A 21,479-nucleotide genomic window follows, 5' to 3' on the forward strand; every position below is an offset into this window, starting at 1 on the left:
TGTCGGTGAATCAGGGCATCAATGCGCGATCGGCGACACTTCGAAGACGCAGTGGTCGTGATGCTCGGCCGCGCACTGCACTTCCTTCGATTGCGCGCGCGGCGCGCCCTTGCCTTCCGGCGTCGTGTCGTTGACCCAGTCCATCGCACCGGCGAACCAGCCGGCGAACATGTAGCAGAGCTTGCCTTCCTTGCCCGGCTGCTGGAGCACGAACGACGAGTGGCGCAGTTCGATCTTCGCGCGCGCGCTGGCCGGATCGGCCTCGATGATCGAGAACAGGCCCCAGCCGCGCTGCGACAGGCGCTTCAGGTAGTGCTCGAACACGGCCATGCCGGTCAGGCCGTACAGCTTCGCTTCCTTGTCGCACCAGTGGTATGCGGACTTGTAGCCGGCCTTGTAGAGGATCTCGGCATACGCTTCGACGCCGAGCGCTTCCTCGACCGCGACGTGGTTGTTCGTGAAGAAGTGGCGCGGCACGTACAGCATCGGCAGCGCGTCGGTGGTCCAGACGCCGGTATCGGGATCGACGTTGATCGGCAGTTGCGGTTGCATCGTGGTGACTCCGTGAGGAAAATGGCCGCGCGTCTCGGCGCGCAGGCATGACATCGTCCGCGTGCCCGCGCGGCTTGCGCGGGCACGTCCCGATTTTTATTGTTGAATCGCTGGGGGCTGTCCGGCCGGCGTGGCGCTTACGCGCCCCACACGTCCTTGAACACGCGCACCCAGTTCTCGCCCATGATCTTGCGGATGCGCGACTCCTTCCAGCCCGCGCGTTCCATCGCCGCGGTCAGGTTCGGGAATTCGCCGATCGTGCGGATGCCGTCCGGGTTGATCACCTTGCCGAAGTTCGTCAGCTGGCGATAACGACCCTTGTCATGCGTCAGCATGTCGAAGAATTCCTTCGCGAAATCCTGCGTGAAGTCCGTGCCGATGCCGACCGCGTCTTCGCCGATCAGGTTCACGACGTAGTCGATCGCCTCGATGTAGTCGTCGATCGTCGCCTCGATCCCGCGCTTCAGGAACGGCGCGAACATCGTCACGCCGACGAAGCCGCCCGCATCGGCGATCTCCTTCAGCTGCGCGTCGCTCTTGTTGCGCGGATGCTCCTTCAGGCCCGACGGCAGGCAGTGCGAATAGCACACCGGCTTCTTCGAGAACGCGATCGCTTCCGACGACGTGTTGCCGCCCACATGCGACAGGTCGACCATGATGCCGACGCGGTTCATCTCGGTGATCACTTCGCGGCCGAAGTCCGACAGCCCGCCGTCGCGCTCGTAGCAGCCCGTGCCGACCAGGTTCTGCGTGTTGTAGCAAAGCTGCACGACGCGCACGCCCATGTCGTGGAACGCCTCGATGTAGCCGAGGTTGTCCTCGAACGCGTGCGCGTTCTGGAAGCCCAGGATGATCCCGGTCTTGCCTTCCTTCTTCGCGCGGAAGATGTCGTCCGTCGTGCGCACCAGCGTCAGCAGCTCGCCGTTGTCGCGGATCTTCTTCTTCATCACGCCGATGTTGTCGACGGTCTTGGTGAAGTTCTCCCAAACCGACACCGTGCAGTTCGCGGCCGTGATGCCACCCTTGCGCATGTCTTCGAACACCGGCTTCTCGAACTTCGAGATGTTCAGTCCGTCGATGATGATGCTGTCCTGATGCAGCGTGCTCATATCTGCCTCTCGCTTGAGTCTCTGGTCTTGTCGGTGTCGATCAGTAAATCGGGAAGCGCTCGCAGAGCGCGAAGATCTCGCGGCGCACGCGCTGTTCGGTCGCGTGATCGCCTTCCGGGTTCGCGCGCAGCGCGTCGAACACTTCGAGGATCAGGCGGCCCACTTCGCGGAACTCCGCGACGCCGAAGCCGCGCGTCGTGCCGGCCGGCGTGCCGAGACGGATGCCCGACGTGACGGTCGGCTTCTCGGTGTCGAACGGAATGCCGTTCTTGTTGCAGGTGATGCCCGCACGCTCCAGCGCCTGTTCGACCGGAGCGCCCTTCAGGCCCTTCGGGCGCAGGTCGACCAGCAGCAGGTGGTTGTCGGTGCCGCCCGTGACGAGATCGACGCCGCCGGCCTTCAGCACTTCGCCGAGCGCCTGCGCGTTCGCGAGCACGTTGTCGATGTAGGTCTTGAAGTCCGCATGCAGCACTTCGCCGAACGCAACCGCCTTGCCGGCGATCACGTGCATCAGCGGGCCGCCCTGCAGGCCGGGGAACACCGCCGAGTTGATCTTCTTCGCGATGTCCTCGTCGTTGGTCAGCACGAAGCCGCCGCGCGGGCCGCGCAGCGTCTTGTGCGTGGTCGACGTGACGACGTGCGCGTGCTCGACCGGATTCGCATGGCGGCCCGCGGCGATCACGCCCGCGATGTGCGCCATGTCGACCATCAGCTTCGCGCCGACGCTGTCGGCGATCGCGCGAAAGCGCGCGAAGTCGAGCGCACGCGGATACGCCGAGAAGCCGGCGATGATCAGGTTCGGCTTGTGCTCGTGAGCGAGTGCCTCGACCTGGTCGTAATCGATCAGCATCGTGTCGCGGTTCACGCCGTACTGAACGGCGTTGAACCACTTGCCCGACAGCGCCGGCTTCGCGCCGTGCGTCAGGTGGCCGCCCGCATCGAGCGACATGCCGAGCACCGTGTCGCCCGGCTTGGCCAGCGCGAGCATCACCGAGCCGTTCGCCTGCGCGCCCGAGTGCGGCTGCACGTTCGCATAACCGGCATTGAAGATCTGCTTCACGCGTTCGATCGCGAGCGCCTCGACTTCGTCCGCGAATTCGCAGCCGCCGTAGTAGCGCTTGCCGGGATAGCCTTCCGCGTACTTGTTGGTCAACACCGAGCCCTGCGCTTCGAGCACGGCGCGCGACACGATGTTTTCCGACGCGATCAGCTCGACCTGCGACTGCTGACGCTCGAGTTCCTTCAGGATGGCGCTGCGCACCGGCGCGTCGCGCTCGGCAAGGGGCTGCGAGAAGAAAGACTGGGTGTTCGACATAGTGCGTCCGTGACGAAGAATAAAGGGCTGAAACCGAAGCTCAAGGCCCGCTCTGCCTGGGTTTCCTGCTTGTCCAGTGCAAGGCTGCCGACGGCTCTATTCTTGTCGTTCGGATTTTCGGCGGATTGATGAATTTAGACGCGTTCTTTGCCTTTTCCGCCATGCGCGTCCGTTTTATACAAGTGATCGGTCGTGCTTTTTCGGGTGACCGACAAAAACGGCGACGGCTGTTCACCTATGGACACGCACTTCGGCAGTGCCTGTGCCGCCCGATCGAAGTGCGACGTATCCCGGATACGGTGCAGTGCAGCATCGGCCTTACGCCCAGACAACGTATGGAGCTAGGGTTTAGCCGTATGGCACGCTTGTTGCGCTCGCTCACACAATACCGCAGCCCGATCGGTGCCTCGGGCCTATAGCTATTAGAGATTCAAGGAAGCTCCCCATGTCGCCCGACCGCACAGCGTCGCTGTCCCACTTCGCGTTCATGCCGTTACCGAACTTCACGATGATCGCGTTCACCAATGCGATCGAGGTGCTTCGGATGGCGAACTATCTGAGCGGCCAGCCGCTCTACCGCTGGTCGGTGATCAGCCCGGACGGCGGCCCGGTCACGGCGAGCAACGGCCTCACGGTCGACACGGGCCCGGCCGAATGCGTCGGGCAGCCCGACATCGTGTTCGTGTGCGGCGGTGTCGACGTACAGCGCGCGACCACGCCTGCCCATCTGTCGACGCTGCGCCGCTTCGCGCGCTCCGGCATCCCGCTCGGCAGCCTGTGCACGGGCACCTATGCACTCGCAAAGTCGGGGCTGCTCGCGGGCTATGCATGCGCGATCCACTGGGAAAACATGTCGGCGCTGAAGGAAGAGTTTCCGGATACGCGCTTCCTGAAGGAACTGTTCGTGATCGACCGCGACCGCATCACGTGCACGGGCGGCGTCGCGCCGCTCGACATGATGCTGAACCTGATCGCCGCGCGCGTGGGCACCGCGCGCGTCACGCAGATCGCCGAGCAGTTCATTGTCGAACACGTGCGCGACACCAGCGCGCAGCAACGCATGCCGCTCGTCGCGCGCCTCGGCTCGGCGAACAAGTCGCTGTTCGAAGTGATCTCGCTGATGGAAAACAACATCGAGGAGCCGCTGTCGCGCGAGGAACTCGCGCGACTCGCGAACATGTCGCAGCGGCAATTGCAGCGGCTGTTCCGCGAACACCTCGGGATGACGCCGACGCACTACTACCTGACACTGCGGCTGCGCCGCGCGCGCGAGCTGCTGCTGCAGACGGACATGTCGATCATGCACATCACGATGGCATGCGGCTTCCAGTCGGCTTGCCACTTCAGCAAGAGCTATCGAGACTCGTTCGGCGTCGCGCCGACGAGGGAGCGCCGCAAGCAGGTCGCGCCGCTCGCGCAGGGTGCCGCCAGTGCGAGCCCGGCGTTTCCGACGCATGTGCTGCATGCGTGAACCGCGCGCTGCGCGGTAAAAAATCATGCGGCCTTGAATCCTGATGCCGTTCAGTTAATCAACTGACCGGCATTTTCGTTTGAGAGGAGGCGTTCTCCGGGGATCCGGGCGGCGCCGATCAGCGCCGCCCGTCCAAGCCCGGAAATTTCTGAAAGCAGAAATTCCGCGTCCATCACCTGATCGCATACACCGTCTCCCGGCGCGACGACAGGCGCAATCACATCGGCCATGCGTTCGCAGTCTGCTTGGAGTCGCAACCTCTCTGGCATCGAGCGCAGCGCGAACCTCGATTGAGTGAACAGGTCACAACGCCATCACGACCGCGTTGCGCACACCGTTGGCTGCGATTGATTCGTCGATGCGGCGCAGCGTGCCCATTTCCAGGTCGTCGCAGTCGTAGTCGATCCATTCCGCCGCACACGCTGAATATCGAGTCCCCAATGCGTTGGGTCGGCGCTCCATGAACCAAGTTGCATCCACTTGTGGACATGCAGTGCCGACAGCAAACGATCAGATCCGAGATTGCGGCATACCGTCCCGTTCGGTTTGTGGACGTCCATACTCGATCGATCGTTCATCCTTCACCTCAGCATTTCCGATCGTCAATTCATCTTATCTTTAGTCGTATTCCTAACGATAAATCATACTCGTCCTATATACAAACCAATCGTTACCGGCGACCTTCCATAGCTCGTTCATACATAGGATGTCCGAGCCTATGACAGGAAAAGAACACACCGATTGTCCGTATTTTCTTCACTCTTCGATCCCGATTTACGCGACGGTGCAGCAGCTACATACCACGCAGATCCGTTCGCCCAATGCAACCGATCCAATGTATAGCGGCAACATGCAAATGATCTGCACTGGCGATCCGTTCATTTGCACATACCTTTCGCCCCTTGACGCAGTCATGGGCTCCCGAGCACTCGTGCGCGGCGACGATCACTTTTGGACAATCGATTTCCGGCAAGTCGATACCCGCCGTTTTATGAAACAGCATGGCCGACTGTCGGTCGCCGTGAACTATGCCTATGGAGCGACCGAGGGTCGCTTGGTGGTTTCCGATGCGGGTCATCCGCTAATGACCTACACGTCTGCATCCTTCGATGTACCGGTCGAACATCGCGACCACTTCACTATCCGCTTCCCCGATAGCGTGGTCGAACGCATCGAAACAGCGTATCTACGGGCCGGACTATCCGGGTTCAGCGAGACGCTTGACGCAATGGATACGTGGACCGCTGATCAGATAGCCGATGCAGAGGCCGAAGCACTGGCACATATGCCATCGACCATCGTTGTTGAAGGCGCTGCGATCGATCAATTCGCGATCTATGACCCCGAGTCAGCCGATTGGGTCTTTACCAACTTCGATTGAGGAAACGACTATGAGCCGACGAGCAGTCAGGAACGGCGACCCGACGACAACGGGCGGCATCGTCATCGCCGTTACGTCGACGATGTTCAATCACGGCAAACAGGTAGCCCTGGATGGCGACAAGGCGACATGCGGAAATTGCGAGGGGACATTCCCGATAGTGGGCAGTGCGCAGCGCATGATTCACCACGGGCGATGTGTTGCTCTCGAGGGTGACGCCGTACTCTGTCCATGCGGGCAAAACCGACTAATCGCGGGTAGCGACAGCACAATCTTCTACGGTGGCGACGGCGGCCGCAATGCGGCGAACCCGTTCGCCGCGCGCTCTGTGTTTGCGCCCACGCGACACGCGCCGGCATCGAGCATCCACGACGAACAATACGTGTTGCGCGATGCAGATAGCGGACGACCGCTCGCGAATGTCCGCTATCGGATTCGCTTATCATCCGGAAAGGTATTTACCGGCAAGACAGACGCAACAGGCCATACGCAGCGCGTTATATCCGCGCATGCGGAATCGCTCAAGTTCGAGATTGCGAGGAACAGAAATGCCGAATCCTGACGACGACTACGTGTTGGTACACAACACGGCCACGACAAACACGACGCCCGGCTCTAAGGTATATGTCGACATCAACACGACGCCGATATGCCCAAACATGAGCAATGAGCAGTTCGCAGAGACCGTTATGCGCGCACGCGACGCGGCCGTCAGGCTGATTAAAGACCGGATTGCAGCGGTAGCGCGATGGGACGCGAACGAACAAGCGCGCGCCACAATCTATTTTGGACGTGCTGACGCACGGATTCGCAGCACGTTATCTTCCGGACTACCACGATTGCTTGCCGCGATGCACGATCTGGTTCCTGAAAAAATTGTTCGATGGGACAGCCGAGTTAGCAAGAATCTAACTTGCTCGGTCGTACCGGACAACGGCCGAAATCATGCCGCCGTATGCAAACCCGACTCCCATAAACGGGGCATCGCCATCTATTCTAAATTTTGCAGCGATTCGTTTGGCGAGCTGTACCATGCAGCAAAAATAAAGGTTCTGATTCACGAATGTACGCACTACACCGACACATTCAATTCCGATGACGTCATCTATGGAGACACGGAAATTGGGATGCGAGTATTTGCGATGCAGAACCCAGATCTCGCCATCACGAACGCGGACAGCATCACCGGCTACATTGCAACCTTTGACAAGATAGTCAAATAATGAACAGAAATCCACTAAAATCCGGCTTTGCAGCCTACCTTCTCGCGCTGTCGTCAATGCTGTCCGGCGCTGCGACTGCATGTACGATAGGCGAAGAAGCGCTGGTGCAATTTCCATTCAACAAAACCACATTTTCCAATGCAGACAGAGTGACGATAGCGAATAGCGCTATTGAAGCCAAAAAATGGCCTGATGTAAAAATTAAAGCAATCGTAATTGCCGGCGCTTATATCCACGAAAAAGACATTGAGAAGCTAAAGGATGCACGCGCCGAGAATACGATATCTTACCTACGAAAACTTGGCATCAGCGCCGAAAATATTTTCGTCGACAAAAAGACATTTACCGATGAAATGGTGGAGAAACGGCCCGACGGCACAGTCAGCATTCATCAGGTAATCGTGGAATTTACACCGATATGTAAAGGTAGCTGTGCATGGATGTGTAACGATCCACGCGTTACGCCACGAAGTAAAGCCATCAATTGACGACCATGGAACGAAACGTCCGCGTATGCAAACGTTCTTATCCCAACGCCGACAGCATTGCGGGGTACGTCGTTGACATTGACTAAATTGCTAACTGCCGTTGCGCTCGCGTTGAGCTGCACACATACGGCATTCGCGTGCGATGGTCCGTCGAACTTGCCAGGCTGGGATTTTGACGTTCGATTCGACAATGATTCGAGCGACCTATCTATCGCCGAGCTGGCGAAGCTGTCAGTGTGGTCAGCCGATATGCGCAATCGCTTTTCTATTGTCGATGTGGTCTCGGTTGTCGGTTTGGCGGAACCGACTGAGAGAGACCCGAAAGCCCTTGCTCGACGACGTGCAGCGAATGTCAAAGCCGCATTGGATCAATTTTCGATTCGAGGCGAACGAAATTCCGTCATCGCACGAATCTACAAATTGCCGTTTCCCGCCAGCGAGTTTGACGATACCGGGCGGCGCGTCGAGATCACGTTCGGCCCCGGGTGTCCGAATCACTGCTGCCCGAACCTGAACCCGATACCCAAGACGCATTGACGTAGCACGGAGCGTTCGGACCGGCCCGCGCGAAGCGGGCCGTCTTCTTCCAGCGTCTCCTGCGCGTTCGCCTTTCTTCCCTCGTCCGGTCAGCCCATCGCCCGCGATTGACACACTGCACACCCCTGCGTTTTCCCAAACATCGAGATACCGGAATCTGCGACGTATCGGCCATCACTGCAGCAACGGAGACCGACACCATGCAGCGACTTTGAAGGCCGTTTCCGGCGTGCACTTACGACCCCCACACCTGCATTTCGTAAAGCGAGTAACCCCACTGCGTCGCGCGCTGCGTGCCGAGCATCCGCACGTAACGTCCGCTGCCGTTGAGATTCGGCAGTGTGACGTGGGTATATGAACCACCGTTGCTCGTCGAATAGATCGTCGTCCAGTTCGCGTTGTCGTTCGACGTCTGGATCTGGTAGACCAGCGCGCCCGCATCCCAGTACAGATCGACGTGATCGATGTGCTTCACCGCACCGAGATCCACGGAGATCCATTGCGAACCGACACCGGCGCCTTCCGGCGAATCCCAGCGCGTGCTCGTCGAGTTGCCGTCGAACGCCTTGTCGGGCGTGAGCGACGCGTTGTAGCTCGCCGATGCGGCAGCCGGACGCCCTTGCGACAGCAGCGTCGGCTGCGCGGCGGCCGGGCCGCCGTAGTAGCTCGATCCGAGCTTGGCCTTCGTCGTATCGGCATTCACGCCGAACTGCGACAGGCTCCAGCGCTGGCCGGTCGTCACGTCGCCGACGTAAAGCTGGTAGCCGCCCGCCGTCGTCGACGAGAAGAACAGGTAGTTCGTGCCGCTCACCGGCGCCGGATCCGAGTTGTTGCTCACGCAGTCGTTGAGCGACAACGCGTTCGGCGTCGACGCCGGGTCCGCGGTCTTCGAATAGATCTGGTCGGCCCCGCCGCTGTCTTTCCAGCGCGCGTAGAACACCATGCCGTCCGCACGCACGATCGGGTAGTACGTCTGCAGCCCGGCCGGACGATCGAACACGGCGGTCGCGCCGGTCGCGATCGTGCGCTTCATCAGCCCCATGCTCGAGCCGGTGCCGGTCGCGTAGTAGACGGCGCTCGCGTCCGGCGCGAGAAACGGCATCGAGTATTCGGTGCCGGCCGGTGCGTTCGTCAGGCTCACGACCGACGTGAACGCCGGGCCCGCGCTCGTGTACGACAGCGTGGCCTGCTTGACGTCGCCGTTCTGCTTGAACACGAGCGTCTTGCCGTCCGCGCTGAATTTCGGGTCCTCGTTGCGCGTGGCGCCCGTGCTGTTCGTCATGTTGACGGGCGGCGTGCCGGCGCCGAGCTGCAGCATGAACACGTTCCATGCGCCATTGCTGATGCCCATGAACGCGAGCCACTTGCCGTCGGGGCTGAACACGCCGTTCATCGGATCGGTAATGCCCCACGTGCTCTTGCTCAGTTGCGTCAGCGTACGGGCCGAGAAGTCGTAGAGGAACAACTGGCTCGTGCCGTCGCCGTACTTCACGTAGCTGTGATAGACGAGCTTGCCGGTCAGCGCGGCGGGAAACGTCGCGTTCGGCTGGGCCGCGGGATTGCTGACGCAGGCCGCCGTGGCGGCGCCGCTGAACAGGTTGAGGGCGAGGCCGGCCGCCAGGCCCGCGATGAGGGTCTTCGATTTCACGCTGAATGATTCCGGGTAAGGTAAGGACGCCGCAGACAAGGTCGCGCGCAGGACGCGCAAGAGTCACGGATCAGCCGCCGGGCAGCGTGGACTCCTTCATAGTCAGACGTCGGGAATAGAACTTGCGAGAGCATGCCCGCTTGTCAGACGAAAGAAAAGGATCAAAGTCCATCAAAAACTTGCGGATCAGCGATTGGGGCGCAATTGCGCGCGACGGGTGCCGTGCTACTCTTTTTTCAGCAAGGCCCGAGCGGCCGGAGGGCTGGCATGAAGCGATATGCGGCGCTGGCGCAGACGATAGCCGACGCAATCCGGCGCGGCGACCTGGCGGCCGGTGCGCGCATCCCCACCGTGCGGGCCGCGTGCCGCGCGCATCGCGTGAGCCCGTCCACCGTGTTTCGCGCGTACTACGCGCTCGAAAGCGAGGGTCTGATCGTCGCGCGTGCGCGGTCCGGTTATTTCGTTGCGAACCTCGAAGACAAACACGTACGGTTCGGTCACGATCCCCCGCACAAGCCGGCCGCCGCACAAACCGGCGACGACGATCCGCTGTTCCGCCTGCTCGACTCCCTGAAGCACGAGGACATCGTCCCGCTCGGCTCGGCGTTCGCCAGCTATTCGCTGTTCCCGATGAGCAGCCTGTGGCGCTACGTGGCGTCGGCGGCCCGGAGCATGGACCGCACGAATCTGCTGTCCGGCCTGCCGCCCGGCAACGACGCGCTGCGCCGCCAGATCGCATTGCGCTACCTGAACGCGGGCGCGGCCTTGCCGATGGACGAGATCATCATCACGACCGGCGCGCTCGAAGCGCTGACGCTCAGCCTGCAGGCGCTGACGCGCCCCGGCGACATCGTCGCGATCGAGCGACCGGCATTCTACGCGGTGCTGCAGGCCGTGCAGCGTCTGCACCTGAAAGCCGTCGAGATCCCGGTCGACCCGCGCACCGGTCTCGATCTCGACGCGCTCGCCGAAGCGCTCGATACGCATCCGGTGCGCGCGTGCTGGTTCATGACGTCATTCCACAATCCGACCGGCGCGACGTTGACCGACGAGCGCAAGCACGCGCTGATCGACCTGCTCGCGTCGCGCGGCGTTCCGCTGATCGAGGACGACGTATACGGCGAACTGCATTTCGGCACGGCGCCCACGCGCCCCGCGAAACTGTATGACAACAGCGGGCTCGTCCTGCATTGCGGTTCGTTCTCGAAATGTCTCGCGCCCGGGTTCCGGATCGGCTGGGTCGCGGCCGGACGCTACGTGCGGCAGATCCGGCAGGCGAAAGGCGCGAGCGCACCGGCGGCCGACGTGCCCGCGCAGATGGCGATTTCGAGCTACCTGCGCGACGGCGCCTACGACCGCTTCCTGCGGAAACTGCGCCGCAATCTCGCCGCGCACCAGGCGCAGATGCTCGCCGCCGTTCGCGCGTATTTTCCGGACGGCACCGAAGTGTTCGCGCCGCACGGCGGGTATTTCCTGTGGATCGAACTGCCGCCGCGCGTGGATGCGATGCACCTGTTCGGCGATGCGATGGAAAGCGGCGTCAGCATCGCGCCGGGGCCGATCTTTTCCGCGACCGGCGGATTCCGCCGTTATCTGCGGCTCAACTACGGCCGGCCGTGGACGCCCGCCGTCGAGCGCGCGATGGAAACCATCGGAACGCTGGCGGCCCGGCAGCGGCACGACGGTTAACGCGGAACGTGTGGATCGCGAAGACCGACATGCTCCTTGCGTTTCGCGCGCGAGCGACAAAAAATGAAGCAGAAGACAGCCGCGGACGAACGTGTTCAACGCGTCCGATGTTATGGAGAATCACATGAGCACCGCATGCGAACGACAGTCGACGACGCGCGCTCCGCTGGCTGACGGCGCGCGTGGATCGATTGCCGCGTTCGAAAAAAACACGCTCGTCGGCGACTGTTCGTCTCGTTAATGACACCTGCCGCTTCGAACCATGCGAGTCCTGCCCATCCGGAACGTCCGCGCGCGCGATGCCTGGCGCGCCGTGCTGAACACGCGTGCCGAGTCACGACATACCGCTTGCTGCCGCTGCAGGGCATGCGGCTTCGTGGCGTTTCGCGCACTCGAACACTGCCCCGTCTGCGGCCGATGGAACTGGCCGTTCGATCCGATTCGCCGCGCATCGGACGACGCTCACGCCATACGTGCGCCACGGTCCTTCCACACCTGGTCGTCGCGCGTCGAGCGTACGCTGCGCAACGCGGCCTTCCGGCAGCCTCGCGCATCGAGCGCACCGATCCTGAGCATCCTGACGCTCATGCTGCTGGTCGGTGGCTACGTGACGGCCGACCGGACGTGCAAAGCCGATCCCGTTTGTCGCGGCTCCGATACGCCTGCCGCGTCAGCAGCCGAGTCCGGCCTGCATGCATCGCCCGATCCGGTGTTGCCGGTGTTGCCGGTGCCCGTCTATCCGTTTCATTCGACTGACGGAACGCAACTGGCGGCCAATCCGCAACGCGACGGCCCGAGCGCCGGCGAACCCGCAAACCGGATGCCGGTTGCGCAGGCCGCGCCGTCGATTCGCGAGCCCGGCCGGACCCACACCAAGGTAGTTCGCGTGAAAGACTGGCGACGCAGCCGCGATCCCGCGCATCGCACGCATGCGATCCGTCGTGTGAGCCTGCACACCGGCCATGGCCATGGCCACGGCCATTCGCGGCGCAACGCATCCGACAAAACCGACATCGCGAAGCTCTATGCCGGCCACTGAGCGTGCGGTCCGGCCGTTCGCGCCCACAGCAAAAACGGGCGGCCCGTTTCCGGAGCCGCCCGTTTCACGTTGCGCGTTGCGCGTATCGAACACTAGCGCATCAGGCCGCCAGCAAGCCGTGCGGGTCGATGACGAATTTGCGCGGCGCGCCGCCGTCGAACTTCTTGTAGCCTTCCGGCGCCTGGTCGAGCGAGATCACTTCGACGTTGACGATCTTCGCGATCGGCAGCCGGTCGAACAGGATTGCCTGCATCAGGTTGCGGTTGTACTTCAGCACCGGCGTCTGGCCCGTGAAGAACGAATGCGACTTCGCCCAGCCGAGGCCGAAGCGGATGCTCAGGCTGCCGTGCTGCGCGGCCTTGTCCTTCGCGCCCGGATCGTCGGTCACGTACAGGCCCGGGATGCCGATCGCGCCGGCCGGCCGCGTGATTTCCATCAGCGAGTTCAGCACCGTCGCGGGCGCTTCCTCCGAGTGGCCCGATGAACCGTGGCCGTGCGCCTCGAAGCCGACGCAGTCGACCGCGCAATCGATCTCGGGCACGCCGAGAATCTGCTCGATCTGTTCGCCGAGCGATGCGTCCTTCGACAGGTCGACCGTCTCGAAGCCCATCGCCCTCGCATGCGCGAGGCGCTCCGCGTTCATGTCGCCGACGATCGTCACGGCCGCGCCGAGCAGGCGTGCCGATGCGGCCGCCGCCATCCCGACCGGGCCCGCGCCCGCGATATAGACCGTCGAGCCCGGCTTCACGCCCGCGCTCACCGCGCCGTGATAGCCGGTCGGCAAAATGTCGGACAGGCAGGTCAGATCGCGAATCTTCGCCATCGCCTGGTCGCGGTCGGGGAATTTCAGCAGGTTGAAATCGGCATACGGCACGAGCACGTATTCGGCCTGGCCGCCGATCCAGCCGCCCATGTCGACGTAGCCGTATGCGCCGCCGGCACGCGAAGGATTCACGTTCAGGCACACGCCGGTATGGGTGTCCTTGCACATCGCGCAGCGGCCGCACGCGACGTTGAACGGCACCGACACGAGATCGCCGATCTTCAGCGTCTCGACGTCGCGGCCGACTTCGACCACTTCGCCCGTGATCTCGTGACCGAGCACGAGGCCGACCGGCGCGGTCGTGCGGCCGCGCACCATGTGCTGGTCGGAACCGCAGATGTTCGTGCTGACCACCTTCAGAATCACGCCGTGGCCAATCGCGCGGCCGCTCGGATCGACCATCTTCGGATAATCGATTTTCTGGACTTCGACCTGGCCCGGTCCAAGATAGACGACACCTCGATTGCTGCTCATCGTATTGTCTCCATGTCTCGTTGGATGGCGCGGCGGCGCGCCGGCCAATGCGGCGCGCACGCAACGTGCTGTTCGAGAGTAGTCCCGGAGGCAGGGGCGCCGATGTCTCAAACGCGACATGCGTTTGAACGGCGCCGACATCGATGGCGGAAATACGAAAACCGGGCGGAAAACGACGGAAAGTCAGTGTGCGGCGGGATATACCGGGGGTCGGACCGCCCATGGCGGCCTGCCCTCCACTTTTCGGCAGGCGTTACCCGCCCTGATTCTCGCGAATGATCGCAGCAGCAGCCGCTTCGGCCTCGCTCGCGACGCCGTCGTGCACGCGCGTGCTGACGGCCGGCGTCGGCGGCTCGCTGTCGAGCGCATGGCCGTTGCGGTCGTGCGTGTCGACCGTCGCACGCATCGACAGCCCGACGCGCAGCGGATGCGCGGCGAGATCGTGCGGATCGATCGCGATCACCACCGGCACGCGCTGCACGACCTTGATCCAGTTGCCGGCCGCGTTCTGCGACGGCAGCATCGAGAACGCACTGCCCGTGCCCGCCGAGAAGCCCTGCACGCGGCCGCGATAGGCAACACGCGTGCCGTACAGGTCCGACACGATCTCGACCGGCTGCCCGACGCGCATGTGGCGAATCTGCCCTTCCTTGAAATTCGCCTCGATCCACAGCCGGTTCAACTGCACGACCGACATCAGCGGCACGCCGGGCCCGACCTGCTGGCCGACCTGCACCGAGCGTTGCCCGATCGTGCCGTCGACGGGCGCGACGATCGTCGTGCGCTTCAGGTTCCGGTACGCGAGCTTGAACTGCGCGGCCGCCTGTACGACGGCCAGGCTTTCGTCGACCGGCAGCTTGCTGCCGAGCGCGCGCGCGGCATCGAGCTGCGCCTGCGCGGCCGCGAGATTCGCCTGCGCGCCGGCCACCGCCGCGCGCGCACGCGCCAGCTCCTCGGGCGCGACGATCTCGACCGACGCGCCCGAGCGCGCAACCCATGCACGCTGCGCGAGCGACAGGTCGGCGCGCCGCGCGTTCACGGCCTCGACGTACATCGTGTTCGAGATCTTCGCGTTAGCGACTTGCCGCACCGCCTGAGCGAGCTGCGCCTTCGCCTGCGCGAACGCGACGGACGCCTCGGTGTCGTCGAGCCGCACGAGCGTCTGCCCGGCGCGCACGGCCTGCGTATCGGCAACCAGCACGTCGGTCACGGCACCCGGAATCTGCGCGGCGACCTGCACGATGCTGCCCGCGACATACGCGTCGTCGGTATCTTCGTAATAGCGGTCGCTCAACAGCCAGTACGCGACCCATGCGAGCGCGGCCAGCAGCACGACCGCGAAGAACACGGTGAAGCGCTTGCGGCGCGTCGCGCGGCGCGCATCGAGTGCCGGATCGTTCAGCGCGGCCGGCTGCGCGGCGGTATGAAGGTTGTCGTGGTGCATCAGTCGCTTTGCGTAACGATCAGACGATCGTGCTGGAAGACGGGTATCGCCGGCATGACCGACGCGCCCGACGCCGGGCTCGCCGATGCCGTGCGCGCGAGAACCGGCGTGCCGCGGGGGTTGGTCGCACCGACCGTCGACGGGCGCGCCGCGTCGTCGCGCGGTGCCGGTGCCGGTGCCGGTGCCGGGGCGGAACTCGCCGTGCCGGTAACCGGCGGCACTGCCGCGCTCCCCGGGCGCGCGTCGTTCGACGTACCCGCCGCCGCCGCCCGATTCGCAGCCGCGCCAAGGGCCGCAGCGGTCGCTGCAACGCGCCTCGCCGCCCCGCTGCGCGCCTGATGCACGGCCGGCGCCTGCGCAACCGTTGCGCCCGCATCGAATCCGCCGCCCAACGCGCCGATCAGCCCGACGCGCAGCGTCCGCTGCCGGCCGAGCAGCGCGATCATCTGCGCGCGCTCGTCGATCAGCGTGAGATCCGCGACATCGACATCCTTCTGCATCAGCACGCCGCGCCGGTGGCGGTCGGCCGCGATCTGCACGATCTTCTGCGCGGCCGCCACCGCGTCCTGCTGCTGCGCGACGAGCGTCTGCGACGTTTGCAGCGACGTGACGATCTGCGCAACCTGCCCGAGCGCGTCGTCGACGGTCTTGTTGTACAGCCCGATCGCGACGTCGGCCTGCGCGACATCCGCACCGAGCTTTGCTTTGAGCCGACCGCGATCGAAGATCGGCAGCGAGATCGCGGGGCCGACGGAGCCCGCGAGCGAATCGCGCGAGAACAGCGACGCAGGCGTGAGCGCGAATACGCCGCCGAGCGCGACGAGGTTCACGTCCGGATAAAACTGCGCGCGCGTCGAATCGGCGTTCGCGAACGCGGCTTCGACGCGCAGCCGTGCGGCGACGATGTCGGGCCGGCGGCCGAGCAGGTCGGCCGGCAGCCGCGCGGGCACGGCGCTGCCCGCGAACGCGCCGACGCGCGGACGCTGCAGCGCGAGCCCGCGCTCGGGGCCGCGGCCCGACAGCACGCCGAGCTGCAGTTGCGCGAGCTTGATCTGCTCGTCGTTCAGCGCGATCTGTTCGAGCAGGCGGCTGCGCTTGATCGATGCATCGCTCGCGTCGTACGCGTTGTCGAGGCCGCGCGCGGTGCGCTCGCGCAGCACGGCCGTCACGCGCTGGCTGATCTTCAGCTTCTGCTGCAGCAGGTCGCGCACCGCGTATGCCTGGTCGAGCTGGCAGTACACGGTGACGATCGCGACGGCGAGCGTGAGCCGCACCTGTTCGGCCTCGACGCCGGCCGCGTCGCGCAGCGACATCAGGCTCTTCGTCGCCGCGCGGTTCTTCCCCCACAGGTCGAGCTGGTAGTTCAGCCCGACGAACACCGACGACGGCGATACGTTCGGATCGCCGAAAATCTCGACCGGCACGCGATAGCCGCTGACCGACACGTTGGCGACGTCGTCGCCCGGCTTCGGCATCCGCGCGCGGCTGATCGTGGCGCCAGCCGTGCCTGTCAGCCCCGTCAGCGAATCGAACTGCTGAAGCTGTGCCTGCGCGATCCGCAGCCGCGCCTGCGCGACCTGCAGATCGGGGTTGTTCTGCGATGCCTCCGTCACCAGCTCGTCGAGCTGCGGATCCTGCAACTGCTTCACCCAGTCGGGCGCGGGCCACGCGCCGTTCGCGCCGGGGCCGGCCGTGTGCGCGAGCGCATCGCCGGCCGGCGCGCGCAGCGACAGCGAAGGCAGGAAGCCCGACGGCACGCATCCGCCCAATGCCAGCAGCACGGCCGCCGTCGCGATCATCGAGCCGCGTTGCACGCCACACGCCAAACCCGCCGCTTTCTTCACACGCCGCATCGCGCCCCTCACCCGTGCTGAATGCGCTGCGCGCGTGCAGCCAGCCGCGGCCGCGTGCGTTCGAGCGGGCCGAGCCGGCCGAACAGGCCATCGGCGACACCGAACAGGATGCCGGCGAGCTTCGCGCGCTTGTCGCGCTCGACGAGCGCGATCTGCACGACCTGCCACACGGTCAGCAGGTTCGGCACGATCGCCACCGGAAAGCGCAGCCCGTACTGCATCCCGAGCTGCACCGCATTGCGCGCGCTGTAGTAGCGCCGTTGCCACGAGTGATTCATCGACGTCATTTCAAAAGGGCCGATCGCATGACGCTGCTTCGCGCCGATCCGGTGCGGCAGCACCAGCGACGGCACGATATAAAGCGGCACGTTGCGCGCGAGCGCGCGGAAGCTGTATTCGGTATCGACGTGATCGATGAACAGCGTCTCGTCGAACCGTCCGAGCATGTCGAACGCGTCGCGCGATACGACGCAGCCCGACGAGATCAGGAACGCGCAGCGCTGCAGCGGCGCACCCGGCTCGATGCGCAGGCGGCGCAGCCCGATCCCGTTGGTCGAGAGTTCGGGCAGGAAGCTGCGCGCATTCTCGTCGAAGATGCGCGGGCCGGCCAGGAACGCGCGCCCCGCGAGCCCCGCGCAGACATCGCGCATCGCCGGGAAATACGCGGCCGGCACCGACGAATCCTGGTCGAACAGCGCGACCGCATCGATGCGGTCGCGAAACAGCGCCGCGAGCCCCGCGTTGTATGCGCCCGCGATCCCGCCGCGGTTGCCGTGATGCAGCAGCGCGATGCCTTCGCGCTCACACAGGTCGCGCGCCCGCGCATCGGGCTGCGGCGTGTTGTCGACGACGAGCAACGCGTCGCACGCGTGCCTCCACGCGCCAAGCGCTTCGAGCTGCGCGTCGCTCGGGTGATACAGGATCACGAGTGCGCCGAGTGTCGTCATGTTCGTCTCCTCAATGCCCGAAGGACGCCGCCGCGCCGCGCTTCGGCCGCGTCAGCCACATCATCGCCGCGAGCACGAGGCAGGTCATGCTCGCCATCCAGAACATGTCGTTCGTCGCCATCATGTAAGCCTGCTGCATCACGACCTGGTGCAGCGTCGTCAGCTCGCGCACGCCGTCCACGCCCATCGCGTTCAGCGTGTGCACGAAGCGCTGCGTATTCGCCGACGCATGCGTGACGGATTGCGACACGACGTCGTAGTGATAGGTCGCGCGGTTGTCCCACAGCGTCACGCTCATCGCGGTGCCGAACGCGGCCGACAACGTGCGCAGGAAGTTCGACAGGCTCGACGCGGCGGCGAGCCGGTCGTCCGGAATCCGCGACAGCGTCGCGGCGGTCAGCGGAATGAAGAAGCACGGCAGCCCGATCCCCTGGATCAGCCCCGGCGCGGCGATCTGCGCGAACGTCATCTTCAGCGTGAAATGCGCATCCCACGCGAGCACGCCCGCGAACACGAGAAAGCCGAACGTCGCGAGCACGCGCGCGTCGAAGCGGTGCGCATGCAGCCCGACGAGGATCGAGAACACGAGCGCGAGCACGCCGAGCGATGCGGTCGCGAGCCCGGCATGAAACGCGTTGTAGCCCATCACGGCCTGCATCCACAGCGGAAACACGACGCCGACCACCGAGAAGCTCATCATCCCGAGCGAGATGATCAGCACGCAGAACGAGAACGTGCGGTCGCGAAACAGGCCGAGATCGACGACGGGGTGTGCTTCGCCCGCCTCCCAGATCAGCAGCGACACGATCGCGAGCGCCGCGACCACCGCGAGCGTGACGATCAGCGGCGAATCGAACCAGCCGCGATCGTGGCCGAGATCGAGCATCGCCTGCAGCGAGCCGACGCCGATCACCAGCAGCACGATGCCCGGCACGTCGATCGGGCCGGCCGCGCCGCGCTGCGCGTCGGGGCGCAGCATCGCGGTGCACACCGCGAACGAGAACAGTCCGATCGGCAAATTGATCAGGAAGATCCACGGCCACGAGAAGTTGTCGACGATCCAGCCGCCGACCACCGGCCCGAAGATCGGTGCGAGCAGCACCGTCATCGCCCACAGCGCGAGCGCGATCGTGCGCTTGTCCGGCGGGAACGTGCGCAGCAGGATCGTCTGCGACAGCGGCACCATCGGCCCCGAGCACAGCCCTTGCAGCGCGCGGCAGATCACCAGCACGTGCAGGTCGCGCGCGAGCCCGCACAGCAGCGACGTCAGCGTGAACAACAGCACCGCGCCGACGAACAGCCGCAATTCGCCGACGCGGCGCGCGAGCCAGCCGGTCAGCGGCACCGCGATCGCGGCCGCGACCGAATACGAGCTGATCACCCACGTGCCCTGGCTGTTCGATACGCCGAGACTGCCGGAGATCGCCGGCACCGCGACGTTCGTCACGGTCGAATCGAGCACCTCGATGAAGGTCGCGAGCGACAGCGCGAACGTCAGCAGCGCGAGCCGGATGCCGCGCAGCGGCTGCGGGGCCGGCGCGGGGGCCGGCGCGTCGAATGCGGACGGCGCGCCGGGCGCATCGCGAAGCGGCGACGCGGCACTCATGCGCCGACCACCGCGACGTCGGCCCGCTTGGTCGCCTGCCCGCGCTTCGGCGCGAACCGTTCGATGAAATCGGCGGCCGCATGACAGCCGTCCGGCGCGGTGGCGAGCAGCGCACGCGCGCGCTCGGCATGCACCGCGAATGCGGGTTCGCCGAGCACGTGCGCCAGCGCCGCACCGAGACGCGCGCCGTCGACGGGACCGTCGACACGCACGCCGCAGCCGCTCGCCGCGACGCGTTGCGCGTTGTCGAACTGGTCGTGCGCGAACGGCGTCACGACCTGCACGATCCCGGCCTCGTATGCGAGCGCCGCGGTGCCGATCCCGCCGTGATGCGCGAGCGCGCGGCAACGCGGCAGCAGCGTGCGCATCGGCACGAAGCGGCGCACGAGCAACCGGTTGCCGTCCGGCGCGGCATCGTGCGGCGTCAGCAGGATCCCGCGCGCGCCCGTCGCGCGCAGCGCGTCCGCCACCGCGCGCGCATACGTCGCGTGATCGACGAGCGTCGAGCCGGCCGTGAACACGACCGGTGGCTCGCCGGCCGCAAGAAACGCATCGAGTTCCGCATCTTCGTCAGGCGCCGCGATGTCGTTGAACAGTGGAAAGCCGCTTTGCAGATGATTCGACGGCCAGTCGGGCTGCGGCGGCGCGAACCAGCCGGGAAACAGGCACAGCACGCCGTCGGTCGAATGCAGCCAGCGGCCGAGCACGCGCCGCGCGGGCGCGAGCCCGAGTTCGCGACGCACCGCGTCGAGCGCGGGGCCGCATACGCGGTCGAGCACCTGTCGCTCGATCAGCGTCATCAGCGCCGCCTTCACCGGCAGCGGCCAGCGCGCGGGAATCGTCAGGCGCGGGTGCGTCGGCGGAGCATGCGCGGACAGCAGCGTCGACGGCGACACCTGCACCGACACGTACGGCGTGCCGTGCAGCTCCTGCATGAAGCGCGCGGAGAACGCCCACAGCGTGCCGACGAGCACCGTATCGTCGTCGGTCAGCGCATGCAGCGCGTCGTAATGCGGGCGCAGCATCGGCGCGATCACCTGCCACAGCGTGCGGAACGACGTGCGCGGGTCCCACAGCGCGGGGTTCGCCATCGCGGCCTCGTATTCGGCCGCGGTGCCGACCGGCACGAATGCGAAACCGCAACGGCGCACGGCCGCCTCGAACGGCGCGTGCGTGCAGAACACGACGGCGTGACCGCGCGCCGCGAGCGTGCGCGCGACGCCGAGCAACGGATGCACGTCGCCCGCCGAGCCGATCGCGGTCACGATCATCTTCGCCATCGCGCGCCTCGCGGGAATCAGTAGAAGCCGGGAATCAGCGCCGCGACTTCGCGGCGGTACTGCGTGTACGCCGGCCCGAAATGCCCGGTCAGCCAGCTCTCCTCGACGCGCACCTTGTACGCAAGCGACGCGAACACGAGCAGCACGCCGATCGCGCCGCGCCATTCGCCGCCGATCAGCGCGGCGCCGACGAGCGCGAGCAGGCAGCCCGTGTAGATCGGGTGACGCACGAGCGCGTACGGCCCCGTGCGGACGAGTTCGTGGTCCTCCTTCAGCGTGACCGACACGCTCCAGTTCGTGCCGAGATGCAGCCGCGCCCACACCGAGAAGAGCAGGCCCGCGACCAGCACCGCGAGCCCGCACTGCGCCTGCAGGCCGAAGCGCTGCCAGTCCGGCACGAGCGCCTGCCATGACGGATCGGGCAGGATGATCAGCGCGCCGCCGACGATCAGCGGAATCGACTGCAGCGTGCGCGAGCGCGACGCCTCCTTGCGCACGGTCGTCTTCACGCCCTGCGACGTGGCGATCCAGTACGCGAGCCATGCGGCCCAGGGAACGACGATGGCGATGGTCTGAACGATATTCACGGCTGGCCTGCCT

The 21,479-nt window shown here is 65.1% G+C and carries 22 protein-coding genes; 8 read left to right on the top strand and 14 right to left on the bottom strand.

Going from position 1 to position 21,479, the window contains the following annotated elements:
- Positions 1 to 18: 18 nt before the first annotated feature.
- The 3 genes from ACPUER_RS00565 to ACPUER_RS00575 form a co-directional block, all read right to left on the bottom strand.
- The gene (locus tag ACPUER_RS00565) at positions 19 to 552 is read right to left on the bottom strand and encodes a DUF5943 domain-containing protein (RefSeq protein ID WP_425130065.1); all 534 of its coding nucleotides are present in this window, start codon (positions 550 to 552) and stop codon (positions 19 to 21) included.
- A gap of 137 nt (positions 553 to 689) precedes the next feature.
- Complete coding sequence (locus ACPUER_RS00570; protein ID WP_072441968.1) at positions 690 to 1,661, bottom strand: dipeptidase; 972 nt, start codon at positions 1,659 to 1,661, stop codon at positions 690 to 692.
- A gap of 40 nt (positions 1,662 to 1,701) precedes the next feature.
- Positions 1,702 to 2,976 (bottom strand): serine hydroxymethyltransferase, encoded by a 1,275-nt coding sequence (locus ACPUER_RS00575; protein ID WP_072441970.1) that lies wholly within the window; start codon positions 2,974 to 2,976, stop codon positions 1,702 to 1,704.
- A gap of 445 nt (positions 2,977 to 3,421) precedes the next feature.
- Here ACPUER_RS00575 and ACPUER_RS00580 point away from each other — a divergent pair, with 445 nt between their 5' ends.
- On the top strand, positions 3,422 to 4,447 hold the full coding sequence (locus ACPUER_RS00580) for a GlxA family transcriptional regulator (protein ID WP_175962228.1): 1,026 nt from the start codon (positions 3,422 to 3,424) through the stop codon (positions 4,445 to 4,447).
- 50 nt (positions 4,448 to 4,497) lie between these two features.
- Here the strand turns inward: ACPUER_RS00580 and ACPUER_RS00585 are convergent, their stop codons facing one another.
- Both ACPUER_RS00585 and ACPUER_RS00590 read right to left on the bottom strand, forming a co-directional pair.
- Positions 4,498 to 4,677, bottom strand: a complete 180-nt coding sequence (locus ACPUER_RS00585; protein WP_175962227.1) for a hypothetical protein — start codon at positions 4,675 to 4,677, stop codon at positions 4,498 to 4,500.
- A 73-nt stretch (positions 4,678 to 4,750) separates the two neighbouring features.
- Positions 4,751 to 4,909: a hypothetical protein gene (locus ACPUER_RS00590; protein ID WP_175962226.1), complete on the bottom strand. Its 159-nt coding sequence runs from the start codon at positions 4,907 to 4,909 to the stop codon at positions 4,751 to 4,753.
- Between the two features lie 256 nt (positions 4,910 to 5,165).
- Between ACPUER_RS00590 and ACPUER_RS00595 the strand changes: the two genes are divergently transcribed.
- The 5 genes from ACPUER_RS00595 to ACPUER_RS00615 all read left to right on the top strand — a co-directional run bounded on the left by ACPUER_RS00595 (position 5,166) and on the right by ACPUER_RS00615 (position 8,076).
- On the top strand, positions 5,166 to 5,828 hold the full coding sequence (locus ACPUER_RS00595) for a hypothetical protein (RefSeq protein ID WP_425130066.1): 663 nt from the start codon (positions 5,166 to 5,168) through the stop codon (positions 5,826 to 5,828).
- A gap of 10 nt (positions 5,829 to 5,838) precedes the next feature.
- Positions 5,839 to 6,390, top strand: a complete 552-nt coding sequence (locus tag ACPUER_RS00600; RefSeq protein WP_425130067.1) for a PAAR domain-containing protein — start codon at positions 5,839 to 5,841, stop codon at positions 6,388 to 6,390.
- A complete protein-coding gene (locus tag ACPUER_RS00605; protein ID WP_425130068.1) occupies positions 6,377 to 7,051 on the top strand; it encodes a M35 family metallo-endopeptidase in 675 nt (224 codons plus the stop codon). Before ACPUER_RS00600 ends, ACPUER_RS00605 begins: the two co-directional genes overlap by 14 nt.
- The gene (locus ACPUER_RS00610; RefSeq protein ID WP_425130069.1) at positions 7,051 to 7,539 is read left to right on the top strand and encodes a hypothetical protein; all 489 of its coding nucleotides are present in this window, start codon (positions 7,051 to 7,053) and stop codon (positions 7,537 to 7,539) included. The genes ACPUER_RS00605 and ACPUER_RS00610 overlap by 1 nt, the downstream gene beginning before the upstream one ends.
- Positions 7,540 to 7,611: 72 nt before the next feature.
- On the top strand, positions 7,612 to 8,076 hold the full coding sequence (locus ACPUER_RS00615) for a hypothetical protein (RefSeq protein WP_425130070.1): 465 nt from the start codon (positions 7,612 to 7,614) through the stop codon (positions 8,074 to 8,076).
- A 235-nt stretch (positions 8,077 to 8,311) separates the two neighbouring features.
- Here ACPUER_RS00615 and ACPUER_RS00620 read toward each other — a convergent pair whose 3' ends face one another.
- Positions 8,312 to 9,724: a discoidin domain-containing protein gene (locus ACPUER_RS00620; protein ID WP_425130071.1), complete on the bottom strand. Its 1,413-nt coding sequence runs from the start codon at positions 9,722 to 9,724 to the stop codon at positions 8,312 to 8,314.
- 267 nt (positions 9,725 to 9,991) lie between these two features.
- Here ACPUER_RS00620 and ACPUER_RS00625 point away from each other — a divergent pair, with 267 nt between their 5' ends.
- A complete protein-coding gene (locus ACPUER_RS00625) occupies positions 9,992 to 11,413 on the top strand; it encodes a PLP-dependent aminotransferase family protein (RefSeq protein ID WP_425130072.1) in 1,422 nt (473 codons plus the stop codon).
- Positions 11,414 to 11,875: 462 nt separating this feature from the next.
- Here ACPUER_RS00625 and ACPUER_RS00630 read toward each other — a convergent pair whose 3' ends face one another.
- Positions 11,876 to 12,001 (bottom strand): hypothetical protein, encoded by a 126-nt coding sequence (locus ACPUER_RS00630; RefSeq protein ID WP_425130073.1) that lies wholly within the window; start codon positions 11,999 to 12,001, stop codon positions 11,876 to 11,878.
- On the opposite strand from ACPUER_RS00630, the gene ACPUER_RS00635 reads away from it, so the two are divergent.
- Positions 12,000 to 12,452 carry a helicase gene (locus ACPUER_RS00635; protein ID WP_425130074.1) on the top strand — a complete coding sequence of 151 codons (453 nt, stop codon included), beginning with the start codon at positions 12,000 to 12,002 and terminating at the stop codon, positions 12,450 to 12,452. The two genes, ACPUER_RS00630 and ACPUER_RS00635, sit on opposite strands and share 2 nt — an antisense overlap.
- Before the next feature lie 100 nt (positions 12,453 to 12,552).
- Here the strand turns inward: ACPUER_RS00635 and fdhA are convergent, their stop codons facing one another.
- The 7 genes from fdhA to ACPUER_RS00670 form a co-directional block, all read right to left on the bottom strand.
- Positions 12,553 to 13,749, bottom strand: a complete 1,197-nt coding sequence (gene fdhA / locus ACPUER_RS00640; RefSeq protein WP_027781331.1) for a formaldehyde dehydrogenase, glutathione-independent — start codon at positions 13,747 to 13,749, stop codon at positions 12,553 to 12,555.
- Positions 13,750 to 14,002: 253 nt separating this feature from the next.
- On the bottom strand, positions 14,003 to 15,193 hold the full coding sequence (locus ACPUER_RS00645; protein WP_425130075.1) for an efflux RND transporter periplasmic adaptor subunit: 1,191 nt from the start codon (positions 15,191 to 15,193) through the stop codon (positions 14,003 to 14,005).
- Positions 15,193 to 17,046, bottom strand: coding sequence for an efflux transporter outer membrane subunit (locus ACPUER_RS00650; RefSeq protein ID WP_425130076.1), 1,854 nt, complete (start codon positions 17,044 to 17,046; stop codon positions 15,193 to 15,195). Before ACPUER_RS00650 ends, ACPUER_RS00645 begins: the two co-directional genes overlap by 1 nt.
- A gap of 8 nt (positions 17,047 to 17,054) precedes the next feature.
- Positions 17,055 to 17,993: a glycosyltransferase family 2 protein gene (locus ACPUER_RS00655; protein ID WP_425130077.1), complete on the bottom strand. Its 939-nt coding sequence runs from the start codon at positions 17,991 to 17,993 to the stop codon at positions 17,055 to 17,057.
- A 10-nt stretch (positions 17,994 to 18,003) separates the two neighbouring features.
- Complete coding sequence (locus ACPUER_RS00660) at positions 18,004 to 19,599, bottom strand: DHA2 family efflux MFS transporter permease subunit (protein WP_425130078.1); 1,596 nt, start codon at positions 19,597 to 19,599, stop codon at positions 18,004 to 18,006.
- Entirely contained in the window at positions 19,596 to 20,879 is a 1,284-nt protein-coding gene (locus ACPUER_RS00665; RefSeq protein WP_425130079.1) for a glycosyltransferase, read from the bottom strand. Before ACPUER_RS00665 ends, ACPUER_RS00660 begins: the two co-directional genes overlap by 4 nt.
- 17 nt (positions 20,880 to 20,896) lie before the next feature.
- Positions 20,897 to 21,466, bottom strand: a complete 570-nt coding sequence (locus tag ACPUER_RS00670; RefSeq protein WP_425130080.1) for a methyltransferase family protein — start codon at positions 21,464 to 21,466, stop codon at positions 20,897 to 20,899.
- Positions 21,467 to 21,479 lie beyond the last annotated feature (13 nt).

The sequence above is a fragment of the Burkholderia sp. DN3021 genome (genome assembly GCF_049805555.1).
GTDB lineage: Bacteria > Pseudomonadota > Gammaproteobacteria > Burkholderiales > Burkholderiaceae > Burkholderia > Burkholderia pyrrocinia_C.

Excerpts from the sequence above, each read along its gene's own strand:
- ACPUER_RS00645 (WP_425130075.1), bottom strand. The coding sequence starts at position 15,193 with ATGCACCACGACAACCTTCATACCGCCGCGCAGCCGGCCGCGCTGAAC.
- ACPUER_RS00600 (WP_425130067.1), top strand. The coding sequence starts at position 5,839 with ATGAGCCGACGAGCAGTCAGGAACGGCGACCCGACGACAACGGGCGGC.
- fdhA (WP_027781331.1), bottom strand. The coding sequence starts at position 13,749 with ATGAGCAGCAATCGAGGTGTCGTCTATCTTGGACCGGGCCAGGTCGAA.
- ACPUER_RS00635 (WP_425130074.1), top strand. The coding sequence starts at position 12,000 with ATGCTGCTGGTCGGTGGCTACGTGACGGCCGACCGGACGTGCAAAGCC.
- ACPUER_RS00580 (WP_175962228.1), top strand. The coding sequence starts at position 3,422 with ATGTCGCCCGACCGCACAGCGTCGCTGTCCCACTTCGCGTTCATGCCG.
- ACPUER_RS00570 (WP_072441968.1), bottom strand. The coding sequence starts at position 1,661 with ATGAGCACGCTGCATCAGGACAGCATCATCATCGACGGACTGAACATC.
- ACPUER_RS00605 (WP_425130068.1), top strand. The coding sequence starts at position 6,377 with ATGCCGAATCCTGACGACGACTACGTGTTGGTACACAACACGGCCACG.
- ACPUER_RS00660 (WP_425130078.1), bottom strand. The coding sequence starts at position 19,599 with ATGAGTGCCGCGTCGCCGCTTCGCGATGCGCCCGGCGCGCCGTCCGCA.
- ACPUER_RS00655 (WP_425130077.1), bottom strand. The coding sequence starts at position 17,993 with ATGACGACACTCGGCGCACTCGTGATCCTGTATCACCCGAGCGACGCG.
- ACPUER_RS00650 (WP_425130076.1), bottom strand. The coding sequence starts at position 17,046 with ATGCGGCGTGTGAAGAAAGCGGCGGGTTTGGCGTGTGGCGTGCAACGC.
- ACPUER_RS00565 (WP_425130065.1), bottom strand. The coding sequence starts at position 552 with ATGCAACCGCAACTGCCGATCAACGTCGATCCCGATACCGGCGTCTGG.
- ACPUER_RS00625 (WP_425130072.1), top strand. The coding sequence starts at position 9,992 with ATGAAGCGATATGCGGCGCTGGCGCAGACGATAGCCGACGCAATCCGG.
- ACPUER_RS00585 (WP_175962227.1), bottom strand. The coding sequence starts at position 4,677 with ATGGCCGATGTGATTGCGCCTGTCGTCGCGCCGGGAGACGGTGTATGC.
- ACPUER_RS00575 (WP_072441970.1), bottom strand. The coding sequence starts at position 2,976 with ATGTCGAACACCCAGTCTTTCTTCTCGCAGCCCCTTGCCGAGCGCGAC.
- ACPUER_RS00595 (WP_425130066.1), top strand. The coding sequence starts at position 5,166 with ATGACAGGAAAAGAACACACCGATTGTCCGTATTTTCTTCACTCTTCG.
- ACPUER_RS00665 (WP_425130079.1), bottom strand. The coding sequence starts at position 20,879 with ATGGCGAAGATGATCGTGACCGCGATCGGCTCGGCGGGCGACGTGCAT.
- ACPUER_RS00610 (WP_425130069.1), top strand. The coding sequence starts at position 7,051 with ATGAACAGAAATCCACTAAAATCCGGCTTTGCAGCCTACCTTCTCGCG.
- ACPUER_RS00590 (WP_175962226.1), bottom strand. The coding sequence starts at position 4,909 with ATGGAGCGCCGACCCAACGCATTGGGGACTCGATATTCAGCGTGTGCG.
- ACPUER_RS00630 (WP_425130073.1), bottom strand. The coding sequence starts at position 12,001 with ATGAGCGTCAGGATGCTCAGGATCGGTGCGCTCGATGCGCGAGGCTGC.